The following is a 20,029-nucleotide window of genomic DNA, read 5'->3' on the forward strand; positions in this document are numbered from 1 at the left end:
ATAAAGGTTATCTTTGGTAATTCTGAGGTTGGCATAGAATTTTTGAGGTAATAATATGGCTTTAGTTAACAATCATAGTGTTAATTTTGAAATAGTTGGCAGCCTTATTGAGGGTGTTGGTGTGCCAATGCTGATACTCGATGCCAAGGGAACAATCGTAGATCGTAACAGCGAAGCTGCCATGCTTTTGGGTGATGCTGAGGCCATACCTACTGAGGATTGCTTAGGCAAGCTGGGGATATCTATGGAATTATTGCAGCGGGAAGTAATGGCCTTGCCAGATTCCAATCTGCCCAAAACCATTGCCATTGATATTACATTAAGCGAGGGGCCTACAGCCTACAGTATGATTTGCAACAGGATTAGTATAGCGGACAAAACCTACTATACCGTTGCATTGCATTCCATTGTAGAGCGAAAAGTGCAGCAGCCGGATTGTTGTGAAGATGAACTTATTGATAGATTTATACAGAGTTCAACTTTGCCAGTACTTTTTGTAGATACTGAAGATTTTATAGTAACTAAGGCCAATAGGCAAGCATTCGATTTTTTTGGACTACCCGAAGGTAAACTCGTGGGATTGCCCTTGGCAAGTTTTACCAACACCCCCACAAGCCAGTTCAATAGTTCGCTAAGTTCTTTTGTGAAAAGCAGATACACTGGGTTGGAACAAAGTTTCATAACTCCCAGTGCAACTCGTGATGCACAGATTCACTACAGCGTTATCGACTACAGGTGTCAAAAGGTTTTGTTTTGCATACTAATAGATATTACCCAGCAAAACTTGGCATTCTCCGAGTTGCAAAGGATAAAGAATAGCCTGGCCAGCGAGGTGGCAAGCCAAACCAAGGACTTGGTGAGGATTAACAACGTGCTACTGGAGCAGATTAAGAAGAAGCAGATTATTGAGCAGGAGCTCAGGCAGTCGCAGGAGCTGTTTATGCACCTATTTAGGCTTAACCCCAATGGCTTGGTACTTCGCGAGCTGCAATCAAAAAAAATAATCGAGTTAAACCAGAGCTTTCTCAAAATTTTTGGCCTCAAGGCAAACGAAACCAAAGGGAAAACCCTCGAAGACTTTAACCTGCTTATAAATAGCGAAGCCTATAATCATCTTTTAGCTGACCTGCATGAAAAGAGGAGGCTAACCGGTGTTCCGCTTACCATGATGTCCAATTCGGGGCACGTGGTTTTTGTGCAATGGAGTGGCGAAGCTATCAAAATAAACGACCAGGAGTTTATCCTTGAGGTTTTTCATGACACCACCCAAACCCAAATCTATCAGCAAAAACTGGAGGAGAATGAGGAGCGATATCGAACCATGTTTAACAATGCCCTTGTGGGAATCTCCCGAACAAGAACCACTACGGGTATTATATGTAACTGCAATACCTACTTTGCCCAGCTAATTGGCTATAGAAACGAAAAGCATATTGCTGGAAAATCTATAGAAAAACATTTCAAAAATGCTACCCAAAGATCGAAATTCCTTAAAACACTGAGGGAAAAGGGTTCAGCCATCGGTGAGTTTGAAATTACAACCCTGCAGGGTAAGGGGATTTGGGTTGTCGATTATGCCGTTATCAATATTAAAGAACGATACATTGATGAGGTTGTAGTTGATATTACCGATCGAAAGATAATGGAAAACCTGCTGGTTAGCAACGAGAACCGGTTCAGGAGTATGATTGAGAAAGCCTCGGATCTTATTGTTATTGTCGATAGCAAAGGTATGATATTGTATTTAAGCCCATCGATTGAAACCGAGCTGGGATATGGTATTGATAACTATTTTAATGATAATATCCTGGATTACCTAGATCCAGATCAGGCAGAACTGGTGATGGAGGTTCTAAATAGGAAGGGAGCAAAGCATTATAAAGCCTTCGACGTGAGCGTTAAGCACAAGGATGGATATGATAAGGTTTATGAGGTTAGCGTAACGGATTTGCGCAACGACCCTGCTGTTGGAGGCATAATCCTGAATGCACATAATATCACCGAGAAGATTAAAGCTCGAGATGAGATAAAGGCTGCATTGGAGAAGGAGACGGAGCTTAGCCGACAGAAAACACAGTTTATATCTACCGTATCGCATGAGTTCCGCACCCCGTTAACCAACATCTCGCTCAATGTGCAGCTGCTGCAAAAATACCTTAAGGATAATCGGTTGGAGAAAGCGCATTATGCTATTAATAGGTTATTAAATGCCGAACGTAGGCTTACCTCCCTCCTTAATGAGGTATCGCTGGTTAGCAAGGATCAGAGCGGAAGGCTAAGCTTTACTCCCGAGCTATGGGATTTGCGAATGCTTACCGACGATCTATTGGAGCAGATCGATTATCAGCTGCAGACCAATGTTAATGTAGTTATTCTTGATTGCTCTGGAACGAAGGCTCAGATGGATAAGAACCTCTTAACCCATATTCTTGGTAACCTTGTTAGCAATGCGATAAAATATTCACCTAGCGCTACGCCTATTGATGTGAGGATTGGTCTGAATGGTAGCGGAATATTTGAGATAGGGGTTAAAGATCAGGGTATTGGTATACCCAAGGAGGAGCAGCAATTCCTTTTCGATCCCTATTTTAGGGCATCAAACTCAAAGGACGTTTCTGGCACGGGCTTGGGGCTCAATATTGTGAAGCGGTGTGTGGAGCTTCATGGAGGAGAGATTACCCTTAATTCCGAAGAAGATAAGGGGACAGAGATAGTAGTTACTATACCGATATGATTCTAAATACTTATAATTGCAGGCTATGGGCAAAAAGGTACTCCTGATAGAGGATGATCCGGATTTGAGAGAGACAACGGTAGAGTTGCTCAGGGACGAAGGCTTTGAGGCGCTTGCTGCCGAAAATGGGGCGCAGGGTATTCAAATGTCTTTGCTCCATATTCCCGATGTGGTGGTTTGTGATATCAATATGCCGGGGCTATCGGGTTATGAGGTATACAATATGCTCCATCAGGTCAATACCACATCGGTAATTCCGTTTATCTTTCTTTCGGCCAAATCTACCCGCGACGATATCCTGGCAGGCCTTCACCTGGGGGCAGATGATTACATTACAAAGCCCTTCGAATTCGATAATCTTGTTGCGGTAATCAAAAGGCGTATTGAGCGCCGCAAGCGCATAGCCGATCAGCATGACGAGAACTTTAAGGTACTTTTTGAAAACACCCGAAATCCTGCCTTTATTCTAAATCAGTGTAAGTTCGACTATGTAAACCGTCCCCTTAGCAAGATGGTTGGTTATAATCAGGAGCAGATTGAGGGGATGTCTGTTACTAACATTTTGAGCGGAGGATCGTTAACCCAGTTCTCCGAAGCAGCTGAGCAATGCAAGGGAGGACTTAAAACCTCATTCAATTTGAATGTAGATATCCTGTTGAAAGACAAAAGGATTGCTAATGTTGACCTTGTTGGCATGCAGATTCAGTTCAGAGGTCAACCCTGCTTGCTTTGTACCTTAGAGTTTACCGACACCTTTGAGGCTGATAATGAGGAGTCTGCAGCAAGTGGTGATAACCTGTCGGTTACTAAGCGGGAGGTAGAGGTTCTAGATCTTATTTGTCAGGGGTTTACCAATGCCGAGATCGCCGAGAAGCTTTTTCTTAGCGAACGAACCGTTGAGGGGCATCGATCGAGGCTATTCTCCAAAACAGGAACTAAAAATGCCGTGGCGCTTGCCATGTGGGCAGTGAAAAACAATATTTATAAGGTGTAGCCAAGCAGCCCCACACAGAACCTACCTGCCGAAATTAGTCAGGCAGGCATCCAATCATCCAACCTGCCTGCTCTGACGTCAGTCAGGCAGCTTACCTGCTGGCAAGCAGGGTCAATCAATCACCCAACCATCTAATCAATCTTAGACGCTGACAGGAGCTTCGCACCCTGTCTGCTGTCGCCTACCTCGGTAGGCAGGGTAAGCAAGCGACAGGCAGGGCTGTCAGGTCATTCAATCATTCAATCAATCAATCACCCAATCCCCCAAAACAAACCAGCCAGCGGCTAGTAATAGCGGCTGGCTGGTTTCACTCTCAAAGCGTATGTATTTACGCTGGTTTCTCAATACCAAGTAATCGTCGAACTCCCGATAAAAGGCTCTTTATTTCAAAAGGTTTGCAGAGAACAATTTTTGCACCCAATTCCTTGGCCATAAGCAGGTAATCGCGCGAATCGAAGTAGCCTCCGCCCGATATGGCTATAAGTTTGGTGTTGGGGTGCGTCTTTCTAACCCACATGATCACCTCAAGGCCATCCTCTTCGGGCATTACAATATCGGTGATAATTAGCTCGTATGGCATCGTGTTTTGTAGGCGTATTCCCTCCCGTCCATTGCTGGCCATATCAACCCGAAATCCTTCTTCTACAAGAATTTCCCTGATGCTTTGAGCCAACTCCCGATCGTCATCTATTATTAATATCCGTTGCTGCATTTGTATGTTGGTAGTATCAAACATCATTTGTGCCTTTAGTTTGTTCACTTTGCTTTGCGTATGGCTATTTATGCAATTTCTTCCACCGATTGTTTTAACGAACCCTGGGTGGTCGTTTCAACAAGTGAAGTTAAATCGTCCGACGAAAAAATGGCGTCCATATCTAGAATCATCACGAATCGATCATTAATACTCGTTACCCCATCAATAAATTCGCTTCTATATCGGCTACCAATGCTTGGAGCGGGCATAATTTGGCTTGGTTCAATCTCCAGTACTGCCTGCACAGCATCAACCAGGGCCCCTAGTTTTACCGACTCATTGTCCACCACTATATCCATTACAATTATACATGTGTTAGTGGTGTATTCTGTGGGGCTCATGCCAAACTTAATTCGTGTATCAATTACCGGCAGAACAGTGCCTCTTAGGTTGATAACCCCTTTCATATACTCAGGAGCTTGAGGGACTACTGTAATTTTGCTTAGTTCCAGAATGTTGAGCACCTTACTGGCGTGTGCTGCAAACTCCTCATCGCCTAGTTTAAACGATAGGTATGAGTTAATCTTTGTATCTTTTTCGTTGCTCATAATTTCTTAGTTTTAGCGGTTTGTTTTTCCCATGGTTCTTTTGTTGTTGCGCTTCTTACCATAACACCCAGTGGATTCCTTACCATATACTTGTACAAAGTATACAATGTAGCCTCCTGCTATATCAAATGGATCCAAAGGGTGGTAAAAGGTTAACATTTTAGCAGATCTATTGAGCGTTTAGCGTGGCAAAACACGCTAAACGCTTTGGATGAATGTTTAGAAGTTTTCAAAATCGCCGTCGTTACTTGTAACCTTTGCCTTACTTGTTACTTCATGGAATTTATTGGTCTTACCATTGCCCTCCATCTTTAGGCTAACACCCTTAGTATTCTCTTGTTGCTTTGTCTGCACGTTGGGGGTTGCCACTTTTTTTGGTGCGTAGTGACTCTCGGCCTGGAACTTATTGATTCGGCGGCTATCAATTCTAAAGTACCCAATGATCTCTTTAAGCTGCTCGGCCTGGCTGCTTAGCTCCTCGGCGCTGGTGGCCATCTCCTCGCTAGCAGCGGCATTCTGCTGGGTAACCTGGTTAAGCTGCTGAATAGCGGTATTCACCTGATCGGATCCGCTGCTCTGCTCCATACTGGCCGCAGCAATCTCCTGAACCAGCTTGGCTGTTTTCTCAATTTCAGGAATTAGTCCAGTCATAAGCTCTGCAGCATTCTCGGTAACATCTACGCTTTTTGAGGCTAGAGCAACAATCTCATCGGCGGCAATCTTACTGCGCTCTGCCAGTTTGCGTACTTCAGCGGCAACCACTGCAAATCCACGTCCCTGCTCACCAGCCCGGGCTGCCTCAACAGCTGCGTTAAGCGCAAGAATATTGGTTTGGAAAGCGATATCGTTGATGATGTTAATCTTCTCAGCAATATTTTTAATGGATACTAAGCTGTCCTGAGATGCTGCCCCAACCTTACTAACGCCATCCTGTACCTTTTGCGATATTTTATCGGCCTCCTGGGCATTATCGGTATTCTGCTGAATATTGGCTGCCATCTCCTCCATGGAGCTGCTTACCTCCTCGGCGCTCGATGCCTGTTCGCTGGCACCCTGCGATACCTGCTGGCTGCCTGAGCTCATCTGCATGCTGGCTGCGGCAATATTATCCGATCCTAGCATCACGCTACCAATCACCTCTTTCAGCTTATCCACCATGTTCTGCATGGCCTTGCCAAGCTGTCCTACCTCATCTTTACGGTCGAGTATCTCGTTTTCGAGTTCGGCGGTTAGGTCGCCCTCGGCAATGGTTTGAGCAAAACCAACGCCCTTAATAATTGGTGCAGAAATTATGCGAGTGATTAGAAGGCCAAGGATGAGGGCAAGAACTAACCCTACAATTATTCCCCCTACTACCATTGCTGTGGATGCACTCACAGCCCTATCACCTAGATTAACAGCAGTTGCAGCCTCGTTGTCGTTGTAGGTAATAAGTTGAGTTAAGTTTTTAACGGCTGCTTGATTTAGGGGTAAAGCTTCTATTAAACTTTTACGACTAGCCTCCTCCGCTAATGCCACTGCTCTTTCTGCTTCCTGAATGGCTACATCAAAATACTTAAATACATTCTCGGCACTTGGTAACATTTCACGCTCGTATATTGCCCAGGCAGCATTGTTATTTCCATTGCGAAGCAATCTGTTCACCTCATGCACTGCGCGATGGAACTGGCCGTGGGGTTCACGAAGATCGTTAAAAGCCGCAGCTAGCCTTGGGTTTGTTGATGCAAAGTTTGGAAGCCAGCGGCCAAGATTGCACAGGGTATGATCATCGCCGCCTTCAAAAGTTCTTCCACTCCTGATGGCATTTGCAACTCTTACCTGAAGTTCGTGGTGATCTCCCTTAAACTGCTGCAAATCCTTTAACAATTCCATGGGGTAGCTGATGTCAATTGTGGCCATATCGTTAACTAACGATTCAAACTCTAGGTTAACGCCCCTACGGTTGTCTCGGCTTCTTACAAACTCGTCCCACATCTGTGCCTCCTCAGCCGAGTGGGGTAACGACTCGTACAATGCCTGCGCTTCGGCTTGCCGTTTACGAGCGTTGTCAAGGTGCTGAAATTGTTGTGATTTTTCTGATGCGTCCAGATTTGGAATTAGTAGCGTACGATGTGCCGATTGAACCATCTCGAATGCTAGCTCAATTTCTTGTAATGCCCCTACCGAAGGCATATTTACATCGGCCACATCATGGAATGATTTTGAAACCCGGTTCAAACCTACGAACCCAATGATTCCAATTGCTAGGGCTATTAGCGCCACTAGGCCAAACCCAGTCATAATTTTTGTTCCAATTTTTAAGTCTCTAAATTTCATAGCTTTGTCCTCCTGAATTTTTAGCGAAGCAATACTATTGCTTCTGTTGGTTTAGGTGTTTAGTTATTAGTGATTTAAATGTTTCCGATCTAAATGGTTTTACTAAGAAATCTACTGCACCCAGATCCTTTGTGCGCTCAATGCTTGCTTTATCGGCTTTGGCCGACACAACTATTACTGGCGTGCTATCGTTAAGCTGATGCTTATGGTTAAGAAATTCAAACCCATCCATTTCTGGCATCATAAGGTCTAGAATGACTAGTTCAAAATGCTCGTTAGCTAGATTTTTCAATGCTGCCTTGGCATCTTTGCAGGTTGTAGTTTCTATACCCCAGCTGTTTAGCAACGACTCCACAAGCACCTGGTTGAAGTAGGAATCTTCTACAATTAGTATCTTGGGAACTGGGTTCATTTTCGTGTGATTAATTTCTTATACAAAGCTAACCCCAACACCCTCCCAATAAAAGAGTGCTAGCACCTGTTTGAAAAAATGAGGTATAAATACGTACTGCTTATATAGGGCTAAGGTGCATAATAACAGATATTTATGAAATTAGAAGAGGGTCTCCCTATGAATTGTTTAGGTGCTTTATGTTGACCATAGGGTGGAAACACCTAATGTGTAATTATTATCGATGCCGTTTTATGGTTATTTTTCGGAATTAAGTATTTACCTGCGATTACCACAAGACAATAATTTTCATTACTTTAGGGAAATAACTTACCAAGATGATGAGTTCAGATTACAAGTACACCCAGTTCTTCAATGCTCTCCAATCTCTTATCGAGATAGATTCAAATGAAATGCTATACTATAGTGAGTTGCTATCGGTGGTAAGATTTAAAAAGGGAGAACTTCTTCTTAAGGCGGGTGAGACCTGTAAGAATATTTTTTTTATCAACCAAGGTTTATGCCGCACCTTTTTTCTCAATGCTAAAGGTGAGGAAAATACTTTCCATTTTACTATGGAGAAAGAATTTATAACCGATTACGAGAGTTTTGTTGCAGTTGAACCAGCATACTTCTCCATTCAGGCGCTTGAGCCCGTTGAGGCTGTAGTAATGACGTATCATACGGTTCACGATGGATATAAGAACTTGCAGAATGGCGAAAAGCTAGGTCGATTGCTTGCCGAAAAATATCTTTTTATGTTTATGAATAAGGTAAGAGATATTTATACCGAGGATGCCATTACGCGGTACCGAAAAATGAGTAAACGCTATCCATCCATTCTGCAAAGAGTTCCGCAGCATCTTGTGGCTTCGTACCTAAACATTACGCCAGTTCACCTAAGTCGATTAAAGGGTATAATATAATAGCCCCATTTTATTAACATATGTTATTGTTTTGTAACTTGTCAATGGCATATATTTGTTGCTGATACTGAAAACAAAACCCGGCTTATGGACAAAATTACTGGCACCAGCAATCGCGTACTTGAGGTAAATCTCTCAACCGGCAAATCCACCGTAATAGAAATTACGCCCGAACTCCGAAAAAAATATATTGGAAGCAAGGGGCTAGGTATGAAGCTCCTTTTCGATAGGCTAAAGGTGGGTGTCGATCCGCTATCCGACGAAAATATTATAGCCTTTATGCCCGGCGTGTACATGGGGACCGGAGCACCCTGCTCGGGACGCTGGTCGGCCATTACCAAATCGCCACTAACAGGCATTATGGTCTCCTCATCGTGTGGTGGGCCATTTGGAATGAGCCTTAAAACCTCGGGTTGGGATGGGCTAATTCTTAAGGGCAAAGCACCTGTGCAATCATACCTACACATTACATCCAAGGGATGTGAAATAAGAAGCGCCCAGCACCTCTGGGGCAAATCGACCACCGAAACGCAGGACGCACTTAAGGAGGAGGGTGGCGTAATTGCCATTGGCCCGGCGGGCGAAAACCTGGTTCGCTTTGCCAATATTATCTCCGGACATCGTTTCCTGGGCAGGGGCGGAGTGGGAGCCGTGTTGGGATCTAAGAACATAAAGGCCATTACGGCCTTGGGTGGCGAGTTTAAAATTGTTCCAGCGCAAAAGGAAAAGTTCGACAAGGTTCGTAAGCTGGCCAGCAAGCAGATTAACTCCAACGAGATGACCTCGGGCTTTTACCGCGATTTTGGTACTGCAGCCAACGTAATCCCCTGCAACGAGGCCAATATATTTCCCATAAACAACTTTAGCGATGGCTCGCATCCGCAGCATTACGAGCTGTCGGGACAAAACTTTAGGGAGAAGCACAGTAGCAAGCATCATACCTGTAAACCCTGCACTATTCTCTGCGGGCATAAGGGCGATTTTAGTGGCGAAACGCTGGCCGTTCCCGAGTTCGAAACCATTGGCCTTCTGGGGTCTAACCTCGGCATTTTCGATACCGAAGTTGTTGCACGTTTGGGCAAACTATGCGGCGAGCTGGGTATGGATACCATATCAACGGGTAGCACCATTGGCTGGGCCATAGAGGCTACGCAGAATGGTTTTATTACAACCGATTTGAAATTTGGCGATATTGATGCGGTAACCCAAATTATCAACGATATTGCCCATGGCAAGGGTATTGGTGCCGATCTGGCGTTGGGCTCACGGGCTGCAAGTCGTAAGTACGGTGGCGAGTCGTTTGCCATTCACGCTAAGGGGCTCGAGCTGGCCGCTTACGATCCTCGCGGATCGTTTGGTCAGGCACTATCGTACGCAGTGGCCAACCGTGGCGGGTGTCATCTTAATGCCTACGTTATTGCTCAGGAAATCCTCTTTAAACTGCTCAACCCAACCAAATCGCTGGGTAAGGCCGCTTACGTGGTATTTCTTCAGAATGTTAAGGAGATTATCGACTCGCTACATACCTGTGCCTTTACGCAATTTGCCTACATGCTTGAGCCCCCGTTGGTAAAGTATACGCCCAAGCCAATTCTGGCTTTTCTCATGCAGTATATGCATCCGGTTGCCATTCAGCTTATCGATTACAGCTTGTACACCAAGATGTGGAGCACCATCACGGGTATAAAACTCACCAATAAGGAGTTGATAACTGCTGGCGAGCGAATTTACGTTCTGGAAAGATATATGAATACCCGCGAGGGTATCTCGGCCAAGGACGATAAGTTACCAGCAAAGCTAATGAAGGAGTTTCGCCAAAGTGATAAGCAACAAAAGTCAATCCCATTGCAGAAGATGATAAAGCAGTTCTACACCAAGCGTGGATTCGATAGCAACGGTATCCCAACAGCGAAGACTTTGAAGAAGTTAAAAATTTTAGATTAAACAGAATAGTTGGCATTTGGCCAAAAAGCATTTGGCAATGGAGTGGGAGCAATCAATCAACTTGCCCGCTTTTGGCGGATCAACCAACCTGTCCGCTCTACCTGCCGCCTGCCGGTAGGCAGGGTAGACAGGCCACTGGCGGGTCACTCAATCATTCACCCAATCATCCAATCCACCTAGTATTAAACACACAGAAAATATAGCGATACAGACACATATAGATAACACAGCATCGTAAAACGTAAAACGCCAAACGCCAAACCCTAAACGATCACTCAACAATGACCCAGCCCAGTCACTCCTCATTCTTTGCCCAACCCAAGTTCCTCGTGGGACTTCGGGCTATGGAGCATATCCCCGTTGAACTCGATGGATTCAATGCCCGCCGACCAATGGTTATTGTTCATCCGCAGGCCAAGGGGCTGGTAAAGCGGTTTGTCCGTTCGCTGGCCGATTCCAACCTATCGGTTGGTGCACTGGTTCACTGTGCGCTTCCCTACGTAAATCAATATGAGTTGGAGCGACTAGCGGGTCTCTTCCGGTGGCGCCAGTGCGATTCGGTGGTAGCTATTGGCGGTGAGTTTGCCATGGATATTGCCAAGGCACTGGCTACAACTTTAACTGATGGGAATGAATTGAAGCATAGAGAGATTAAGGACAGAACAATTCCTCTTGCTTATATTGCTACTCAGGCAGTTGGCGGAAACGAGGTTACAACCACAATGAATTTAGATGGGAGGGAGGTGATCTCCGATTTTCTCTACCCCGATATTGTTTGTATCGATAATCGTATGGTGGGGCAAAAGGCTGGGTTAAACTCAACGGTTGTAGCCGCAATTGGCTCATTGGCTTGGTGTGTTGAGGGGGTGGCCAACGAGCAGTGCAGCCCTTTTGCCGAGGCATCGGTTCTTACGGCTATAAGCCTAATTGCTGATAACCTTCCCAGCTTGGCCAAAAGGCCTGCCGATAAAAAGTCGGCATTAGCTGTGGTGAATGGGGTTGCTGTGGCCGGTACCGTTAAATCCAACTGTAAGGGTGGCGTGGCTTGCCTTGCGGCTGAACTGTTGGCTCGAGAGACGGGTCACAACACCAATCTATTGGCAGGCCTTCTTTTGCCCTACGCCCTACGTTACAAGCAGGAGCGGAATCAAACCATAAAAGATGATTTACTGCTAGCCCTCACCGGCATTGATGCTTATAGTACCATTGCTGCTGATGATAGATCGAAAGAATCCATAAGGATAATAGAATCATTAGTTTCATTAGCGGGTGTTGAACTAAATCAACTGAAGATACAGCAGTATCTGCTTCAAAAAATCGCAATAGATGTAGAGGATATAAGCGAATCACGTGTATCGATGGATTACTGTTTGGGCTTTCTACAATTTGTTTTTGGAGATAATTAGCTTAGATGATAAAATCTGAATAGCAATGAAGAATTACGATTTTCCCCAGATCTCACCCGGCACTAAGCCTCTAAAGAGGTTTTACGTTTGGCTGCTGCTCCTAATTTTTGGTCGCGCATTTCAGGCCGTGGCCAAGGTCGATCCGGCAGCTAAGCAGGAGTTCGACAGGATGCCCTCCGACTTTATGCTGGACCTCTGCGTAGCCCCCAATGGGCCGCATATGATTGTGGGTAAAGATAAGCAGGGGCAAATTCGTTACTACGGTTGGAAACCAAAGGATAAGAAGATTACCCTTTCGATGAAGATTAAGCATCTGGAGGCAGCCATTCTGATGTTCACATTTCAGGAATCGTCGTGCGTGGCAACCGCAAGGGACAGGCTGATTGTTGAAGGCGATATTGTGGTGGCAAGCGGCGTGCTTAGGATAATGGACTTGCTGGAGGTTCTGCTACTCCCCAAATTTATTGCCCGCCTTGGCGTAAAGCGATATCCCAACCGCACTCAAATGTCGCTTGCCCGCAAGCTGCGCAGCAGAGTTTTAACCTATGCTAGGGTAGTGGTAGGGTAACGAATTATGAATGATTAATGCCAAATGATAAATATCCAAACACTTTCTGAACCCTAAACCCTAAACTTTAAACTCGAAACCCAATCACCCCTGCCTGCCGCAAACGTCAGTCAGGCAGGCAATCACTCAATCACTCAATCACTCAATCACTCACCCACCCTCCCCATGAAAACCCCAGGTTACTACGAATACTGCAATAGAGTTAAAGTGATTTCAGGACATCAAGTGCTTGAATCCATTCCCCAATACCTACAGGAACTAAAGTCTAAAAATCCTCTAATCATAACCGACCAAGGCGTAAGTGGTGTTGGACTGGTCGACATTGTGCTCCAGGCTATGGGTAGGAGTGACATACCCGTTTTCGACAATGTGCCAGCCGACTCCGATTTGCAAACGGTTAGGGCAATTGCAGAGGTTTATCGAACCAACCATTGCGATGCCATAATAGCCATTGGTGGAGGCTCGGTAATCGATACGGCCAAAGGTGTGAACGTGCTAGTGTCGCTGGGAGGCGATAATCTTATGCGGTTTGCCGGTTCGGGTAAGGTGAAAAGTAGGCTAAAACCACTGCTGGTTATTCCTACCACATCGGGCACGGGATCGGAGGTAACACTGGTAGCGGTGATTGCCGATCATGAGCGCAGCGTTAAGCTGGGCTTTGTATCGTACAACCTGCTGCCCGATATTGCCATACTCGATTCGCGTATGACCCAAACCCTCCCTCCGCATCTAACGGCGCTAACGGCTATGGATGCCCTTTCCCATGCCTGTGAAGCCTATACATGTTTATCTAAAAATCCACTTAGCGATGGGGATGCGCTCTTGGCCATCCGCCTTATCGGCAATAATATCATTAAAAGTATTACTAATCCCGATGATTTGGATGCCCGTTTGGCGCTAGCCCACGGATCTACATTGGCTGGTGCTGCTTTTTCGAACTCCATGGTGGGTATGGTGCATTCGCTTGGTCACGCCACAGGCGGGGTTTGCCATGTGCCTCACGGTACATGTATGAGTATCTTTTTACCCTACGGGTTGGAGTATAACCTGAAAAAGGTTGAACCCCTAATTGCCGAGTTGCTTTTTCCACTGGCAGGCGAAACGGTTTTTGCATCAACACCTAAAGAGCAAAGAGCACACAAAGCTATTCAGTATATCAGGGATTTAAATCAGCAGCTGTTCGATGCAACGAATGGCAGGCACTCGCGCAACCTAGGTGAAATTATGGATAGGGATGGCAATGCTCTTGTGCCAAGAGAGAAACTTCCCGAGATAGCCAAAACTGCTACGGGCGATGGAGCCCAGTTCTACAACCCCGAGGATTTGGACTACAGCGATTTTTTAATGGTGCTTGAGCATGCTTGGGAAGGGAAAGCCTTGGAGAGGATTGGCTTCCAATCACCCAATCATCCCTGACTGCCGCAAACGTCAGTCAGGCAGGCAATCATTCAATCTTCCCTAGACGCTGACAGCTTGCCTGTTCTTTCCTTTGGCAGGGAGCTTCGCACTCTGTCAGGTCTGTATCCCATCTCACCGCTCAATTGCTCAATCGCTCAATCACCCAATCACCCAACCTGTCTGCCTTTGGCAGATCACCCAACCTGCCTGCTCTGACGCCAGTCAGGCAGCTTGCCTGCTGGCAAGCGGGGTCACCCAATCATCCTTCTCCCCATTTAAAAACGTTTAACATTCATTAATACATTCCCGTTCCGTAAAATCAACTATTTTTGTGTCAAACTTTTCTGTGTATGTATGCAATCTTCATAAAGGAGCTTAATAGCTTTTTCTCATCGTTAACAGGACTTATTGCTGCGGTTGTGTTTTTGGTGGCCAATGGTTTGTTCATTTGGGTTTTTCCGGGTGAACTCAATGTACTAGATGGCGGGTACTCCACGTTGGATACGCTTTTCATCATGGCGCCATGGATATTCCTATTTCTTGTGCCAGCCATAGCCATGCGCACATTCTCTGAGGAGAAGCGTACGGGCACCATTGAGCTGCTTTTAACACGCCCCATAACAGACATTCATTTAGTGCTGGGCAAGTACCTTGCAGTGGTTACTCTTGTTATAATTATTCTTTTGCCATCCTTAATCTTTTTCCTATCGGTTTATTTGCTTGGGAGTCCTGTTGGCAATATCGACACAGGAGGAACTTGGGGCTCGTACATAGGTTTGTTCTTTTTGGCAGCTGGCTATGCCGCCATTAGTGTATTTGCATCGAGCCTAACGCAGAATCATATCATCTCGTTTATTCTTGGTGTAATTCTTAGCTTCTTTATTTACATAGGGTTTGAGTCTATTGCTTCGGTTTACTTGCTAAAGGATGTGGAGCATATTGTGGTCTCCCTTGGTATAAATGAACATTACCAGTCGCTTAGCCGTGGTGTAATCGATTCTAGGGATATTGTGTATTTTGTTGGCCTTTCGACTTTTTTCATCCTGTTAACCCGCTTGGTTCTGCAGAGCCGAAAGTGGTAAGTTTTCAAATCTACTAATGTTACCATATATGAGTGTTTCTTCAACAAGGAATAGAAGTTTAACCGAACTAGCCATTGGTATCGTTGCCATTGCATTGCTTGCCTATATCTCCACCTTTGTGAACTTTAGGCTCGACTTAACTTCCGAGAAACGATATACCTTGGATCGTTCCACCAAGGAGGTGCTTTCCGACTTGGATGATGTGGTGTATATTCGGGTTTATCTTGATGGGAATCTACCCATGGGTTTCAGGCGGATGCGCCGTGAGCTAAAGGAACTTCTCGACGAGTTCAGGGTGCATGGAGGAAGGATGATTGAGTACGAGTTTATTGATCCTCTAGGGTCGGTTGATAAGGCTGAGCGTGATGCCTTTGTTCGCGACTTGTATGACATGGGTTTGGAACCCACAAATATTCAGGAGCGCGATCCCCGTGGGGGAACCACGCAGCGTGCCGTTTTTCCAGGTGCCATTGTTAGCTACAAGGGCAAGGAGCAGGTGGTGAACTTGCTTAGGAACAACCCCGCTCTGAGTGGCGAGGAGAATATTAATATATCAGTCCAAGGTTTTGAATACTCACTTGTTAGTACAATTCTTTCGCTTAAACCCAACGAACTCCCCAAGCTAGCCTTTGTGCATGGGCACGGACAGCTCGATGAGCTAGAAACAGGCGATATTGCCCAAGAGCTGGTTAAGCAGTTCGAGGTGCATCGGGTGGTGCTTGGTGGCGAGGTTGGTGGGCTAAATCCCTACTCTGTGGTGGTGGTGGCTGGGCCCACTGAGCGAATACCCGAGGCCGATAAGCTGGTGCTCGATCAGTATATCATGGGAGGTGGCAATGTCCTTTGGATAGTAGATGGTGTAAAGGTTAGCGTCGATAGCCTATCGCAAGGAGCCACTACGCTTGCTTTCCCAAACGATCATAACTTAGACGATATGCTGTTTAGGTACGGAGCAAGAATTAACCCAACGCTTATACAGGATATGCAATCGGCGGTTATTCCAGTAAATGTATCGCTTGAGGGACAGGATTCGAGGTTTGTTCCCGCCCCTTGGGTATACTACCCCCTAATCAATGCCCCTGGCACACACCCCATAACCCGCAACCTTAACCTGATTTCGAGCAAGTTCGTTAGCCCAATAGATACAGTGGGGATGGACTCCAATATTGACAAGCAGATTCTTCTTAAAACATCTCCATACAGCCGAACGCTTAACGTGCCGCTATTTATCAATCTGAGGCAGATTGAGCGTAGCCCTCTCGAGAGTGAGTTTAACCTTTCTAATCTGCCTGTTGCTGTGCTCCTCGAGGGAGTGTTTCCTTCGGCATTCACAAACAGACCCTTGTCCTCCTATAACAACGGTCGCCCATTCAGTTTTCATGAGCAGAGCATGCCAACCAAAATGGTTGTTATTTCCGATGCAGAAATCATTCGCAACGAGGTGAGCCGTCGGCCCGACGGGGCTTATGTTACACCCCTAGGCTACGACAGGTACTCGCGCCAAACCTATGGTAATAAAGAGTTTATTGTGAACGTAATAAACTACCTTAACGACGACAGAGGTTTAATGAACCTGCGCACCCGTGAGTTTAAACTCCGCTTGCTCGATAAAAGCAAGGTGTTGGAGAATAGGGTAAGGTGGCAGGTCGTAAACCTTACGCTGCCCTCTTTGGCTTTATTGATTTTTATTGGGGTGTGGCTACTTATCAGGAAGAAACGATATACTAAATAGCTGTTATGGGGATTAAAAAGTTTGCTATACGTTTTTGGTGGTTCATCGTTCTGCTTTTAGTGTCAGGTTATTTTCTCCTATCCACCGTGTTGCAAAACAGGCAGAATGATAAGGAGATAGCCTTTGCCATTGACAATGTAGATGATGTTAATAGAATTACCATAGCACATGCCCATGAGGAGGTTGTGCTGCAGCGTACTAGAACCAATGGCTGGCTCGTTAATTATGACTCTCCTGCGTCAATCGATGCCGTGAATGCCCTACTACGAGTTATTTCCAGATTGCAGGTAGATGGACCAGTACCAATTAATGCCAACGATTCCCTTTTGCATCTCATGCAAAAGCAGGGGACTCAGATAGAGCTGTTCTCAAATCGTAGGAACCTTCGCAGGTATACCGTTGCCACTACCGACAGCGAATATCTTATCAGTATAGGTCATCTGGAGAAAGCAAAGCGCGTTTACCGTATTAGCTTACCTCGATACGATGGTGCAATAGTTGACCTATTCAAAACTGTTCCAGAGTATTGGGTTGGCAATCAAGTTCCTACGCCAAGCTACGAAAGTATTACAGCGGTTCAGTTAGAGGTGCCAGCCGATTTGGAGCAATCGTATCGCATTGACATTGGTGATGATGGGCAGTATAGGCTTTTTCATATATTTTCAGGTACAGAGATTGATGCCTTTGAGGAAAGTCGGGTAAAGCACCTAATCACTAGCCTAACCCAAATACCCTACGCCAGTATTGTGTCGATGAGCGACGAGGAACGAGCGGCAGTGATATACTCCGATCCCGATTTTATCTATACCATATATAGCACCGAAAGTAGTAAGTTTGAGCTAAAGGTATATCCTATCCCTGTTGATGAGTATATCGATGAGCTGGGTAGGCCTGTAAATGTTGACCTAAACAGGGTTTATGTTATTGTTTCGGGAAGTAAGCAGGTGTTTGTTGTCAACTACATCGAGATGCATAGCGTGCTGCAGGGGTTATCGTCGTTCTTATCATAAAATCTATTTATATCTTTGCCTTTTTGCTTAAAAAATTGTAATATTGATTCCAATTTTTTTACAACAAACTATGTTGATAATCAAAAGGTAATACCTTTGTCAGGTAGTCTGTTCGCAAGGTGGCTTCAGCCAGCACATCCCTAATTGCGTGAGGCACACAAAAATTATTCGACATAAGTGTTACATTTGCTAACAATTTTAAAATTCGATACTGATGAAATTTGTAGTTTCCAGCACAGAACTTCTTAGCCACCTATCGGTGGTTAGTAGGGTTATCAGTTCCAAGAATACCCTACCTATTCTTGATAACTTTCTTTTCAACCTCAACGGAAACGATCTCGAAATTACGGCTTCGGATCTTGAGACCACCCTTACCACTACCATTAAGCTTGAGAATGTAACCAATGATGGGCAGGTGGCCATTCCATACCGAATTCTTGTTGATACGCTTAAGGAATTCCCCGAACAGCCCCTTACCTTTGATGTAAACCAAGATACCCTTGCCATCAAATTGGTTTCCGATAATGGTGAGTTTAACATCGTTGGTCAACCTGCAGAGGATTTTCCTGCAAAGGCCGTAGTTGATGAGGCCGAAAAGATGACGGTAAAGGTGCCTGCTGTAGCGCTGCTCAATGGTATTACCAAAACCATTTTTGCTACTGCCGATGATGAGATGCGCCCTGTGATGAACGGAATTCTTTTGGAGTACTCTGCTGAGGCACTAACCTTTGTTGCATCCGACGCTCACAAGCTGGTTCGCTACAAGAGGCTGGATGTACAGGCCGATCAGGAGAAATCATTTATTCTACCTAAAAAGCCTGCAGGGCTTCTTAAGAATATCTTAGGCAAAGGGAATGCAGAGGTTTTGGTTGAGTTCGACTCCAAAAACGCACAATTTACGCTCGATCAGTATACCTTGGTTTGCCGCTTAGTTGAGGGAGTATACCCCAACTACAACTCGGTTATCCCTGATAATAACCCTAATAAGGTAACCATCGATAGGCTCGACTTTTACAACTCGCTGCGCCGCGTGGCCCCATTTACCAATCAGGCCAGCAACCTAGTGAAGCTGTCACTCAAAGGAAATCAGATTGTTGTATCAGCACAAGATTTGGATTTCTCCATCTCGGCTCACGAGAACCTTCAGTGCCAATACGATGGCGATGATATGGAGATTGGCTTCAAGTCGGTATTCCTGATCGAAATATTGGCCAACATTTCGGCTAGCGATGTTATCCTTTCGCTTTCCGATCCGTCAAGGGCTGGTCTACTCTTCCCTGCGGTGAATGACAATTCCGAGGAGGATGTGCTCATGCTGCTAATGCCCATGATGGTTAGCGCTTAGCGATTTTTACAATATTATAAGTTTGGCGCGAAGCTGTTCCGCTTTTTGGGCAACAGCTTCGCTCTTTTTTTCAAATATCAAGTACTCAAAGCATGGAAATTAGCATTAAAAACCCATTGGTCTTTATCGATTTGGAGACAACCGGAATAGATGTGGTGAACGATCGCATTGTAGAGATCTCGGCTCTTAAGATAATGCCCAATGGCAAGCAGGAGCTTAAAACCCGAAGGGTTAATCCCACGATACCCATTCCAGCCGAAGCAACGGCCATTCATGGTATATCCAACGATGATGTGAAGGACGAGCCCACCTTTAAGGAGATGGCTAAATCGTTGGCGCAGTTTCTTGAGGGATGCGATTTGGCTGGTTTTAACTCCAACAAGTTCGATTTTCCTTTGCTTGCAGAGGAATTTCTCAGGGCCGATGTGGATTTCGATTTCCGCAAGCGCAAGTTTATCGATGTGCAAACCATTTTTCATAAGATGGAGAAACGCACCCTTGAGGCTGCGTACAAGTTCTACTGCGAGAAGGAGCTGGAGGGGGCACATAGCGCCGAGGCCGATACCCTAGCCACATTCGAGGTGCTTAAAGCGCAGCTCGATAGGTATCCCGATCTGCAGAATGATATCGATTTCCTTGCGGAGTTTAGCACCCACAAGCAGAATGCCGATTTTGCAGGCCGCATTATATACGACGAGAGTGGGGTGGAGGTGTTCAACTTTGGAAAGCACAAGGGAAAGCCCGTTGAGGATGTATTTACCAAGGAGCCAAGCTACTATGCTTGGATGATGAATGGTGATTTCCCTCTTTATACCAAGAAGGTGCTAACTAGTATTTACCTTAGGATGAGACAGAAATAGATAACCTAAGCAGTATAACTA

At 45.4% G+C, this 20,029-nt stretch carries 16 protein-coding genes; 12 read left to right on the top strand and 4 right to left on the bottom strand.

Annotated elements, in window-relative coordinates:
- The first annotated feature begins 55 nt into the window (after positions 1-55).
- Together G8O23_RS10300 and G8O23_RS10305 are read left to right on the top strand one after the other, a co-directional pair.
- Positions 56-2,734, top strand: a complete 2,679-nt coding sequence (locus G8O23_RS10300) for a PAS domain-containing sensor histidine kinase (RefSeq protein WP_166364495.1) — start codon at positions 56-58, stop codon at positions 2,732-2,734.
- Positions 2,735-2,759: 25 nt separating this feature from the next.
- Entirely contained in the window at positions 2,760-3,728 is a 969-nt protein-coding gene (locus G8O23_RS10305) for a response regulator (protein ID WP_166364497.1), read from the top strand.
- Between the two features lie 328 nt (positions 3,729-4,056).
- On the opposite strand, the gene G8O23_RS10310 is transcribed toward G8O23_RS10305, so the two are convergent.
- The 4 genes from G8O23_RS10310 to G8O23_RS10325 form a co-directional block, all read right to left on the bottom strand.
- Positions 4,057-4,488: a response regulator gene (locus tag G8O23_RS10310; protein WP_166364499.1), complete on the bottom strand. Its 432-nt coding sequence runs from the start codon at positions 4,486-4,488 to the stop codon at positions 4,057-4,059.
- Positions 4,489-4,508: 20 nt separating this feature from the next.
- Positions 4,509-5,030, bottom strand: a complete 522-nt coding sequence (locus G8O23_RS10315; RefSeq protein ID WP_166364501.1) for a chemotaxis protein CheW — start codon at positions 5,028-5,030, stop codon at positions 4,509-4,511.
- 219 nt (positions 5,031-5,249) lie between these two features.
- The gene (locus G8O23_RS10320; protein WP_166364503.1) at positions 5,250-7,346 is read right to left on the bottom strand and encodes a methyl-accepting chemotaxis protein; all 2,097 of its coding nucleotides are present in this window, start codon (positions 7,344-7,346) and stop codon (positions 5,250-5,252) included.
- A gap of 34 nt (positions 7,347-7,380) precedes the next feature.
- Positions 7,381-7,758: a response regulator gene (locus G8O23_RS10325; RefSeq protein WP_166364505.1), complete on the bottom strand. Its 378-nt coding sequence runs from the start codon at positions 7,756-7,758 to the stop codon at positions 7,381-7,383.
- A gap of 317 nt (positions 7,759-8,075) precedes the next feature.
- On the opposite strand from G8O23_RS10325, the gene G8O23_RS10330 reads away from it, so the two are divergent.
- The 10 genes from G8O23_RS10330 (at position 8,076) to G8O23_RS10375 (ending at position 20,008) form a co-directional block, all read left to right on the top strand.
- Entirely contained in the window at positions 8,076-8,663 is a 588-nt protein-coding gene (locus G8O23_RS10330) for a Crp/Fnr family transcriptional regulator (RefSeq protein WP_166364507.1), read from the top strand.
- 87 nt (positions 8,664-8,750) lie between these two features.
- Entirely contained in the window at positions 8,751-10,607 is a 1,857-nt protein-coding gene (locus G8O23_RS10335; RefSeq protein WP_166364509.1) for an aldehyde ferredoxin oxidoreductase family protein, read from the top strand.
- A 281-nt stretch (positions 10,608-10,888) separates the two neighbouring features.
- A complete protein-coding gene (locus tag G8O23_RS10340; RefSeq protein WP_166364511.1) occupies positions 10,889-12,013 on the top strand; it encodes an iron-containing alcohol dehydrogenase in 1,125 nt (374 codons plus the stop codon).
- Between the two features lie 25 nt (positions 12,014-12,038).
- A complete protein-coding gene (locus G8O23_RS10345; protein WP_166364513.1) occupies positions 12,039-12,581 on the top strand; it encodes a hypothetical protein in 543 nt (180 codons plus the stop codon).
- 165 nt (positions 12,582-12,746) lie between these two features.
- Complete coding sequence (locus G8O23_RS10350) at positions 12,747-13,997, top strand: iron-containing alcohol dehydrogenase (protein WP_166364515.1); 1,251 nt, start codon at positions 12,747-12,749, stop codon at positions 13,995-13,997.
- Positions 13,998-14,329: 332 nt separating this feature from the next.
- Positions 14,330-15,061: a gliding motility-associated ABC transporter permease subunit GldF gene (gene gldF / locus G8O23_RS10355; RefSeq protein ID WP_166364517.1), complete on the top strand. Its 732-nt coding sequence runs from the start codon at positions 14,330-14,332 to the stop codon at positions 15,059-15,061.
- 28 nt (positions 15,062-15,089) lie between these two features.
- Entirely contained in the window at positions 15,090-16,793 is a 1,704-nt protein-coding gene (gldG, locus tag G8O23_RS10360) for a gliding motility-associated ABC transporter substrate-binding protein GldG (RefSeq protein WP_166364519.1), read from the top strand.
- Positions 16,794-16,798: 5 nt separating this feature from the next.
- Positions 16,799-17,803, top strand: a complete 1,005-nt coding sequence (locus tag G8O23_RS10365) for a hypothetical protein (RefSeq protein ID WP_166364521.1) — start codon at positions 16,799-16,801, stop codon at positions 17,801-17,803.
- Between the two features lie 214 nt (positions 17,804-18,017).
- Positions 18,018-19,148: a DNA polymerase III subunit beta gene (dnaN, locus tag G8O23_RS10370; RefSeq protein ID WP_166364523.1), complete on the top strand. Its 1,131-nt coding sequence runs from the start codon at positions 18,018-18,020 to the stop codon at positions 19,146-19,148.
- 92 nt (positions 19,149-19,240) lie between these two features.
- The gene (locus G8O23_RS10375) at positions 19,241-20,008 is read left to right on the top strand and encodes a 3'-5' exonuclease (RefSeq protein ID WP_166364525.1); all 768 of its coding nucleotides are present in this window, start codon (positions 19,241-19,243) and stop codon (positions 20,006-20,008) included.
- The last annotated feature ends 21 nt before the right edge of the window (positions 20,009-20,029 follow it).

The sequence above is a fragment of the Perlabentimonas gracilis genome (assembly GCF_011174675.1).
In the GTDB taxonomy this organism is placed as follows: Bacteria; Bacteroidota; Bacteroidia; order Bacteroidales; family Tenuifilaceae; genus Perlabentimonas; species Perlabentimonas gracilis.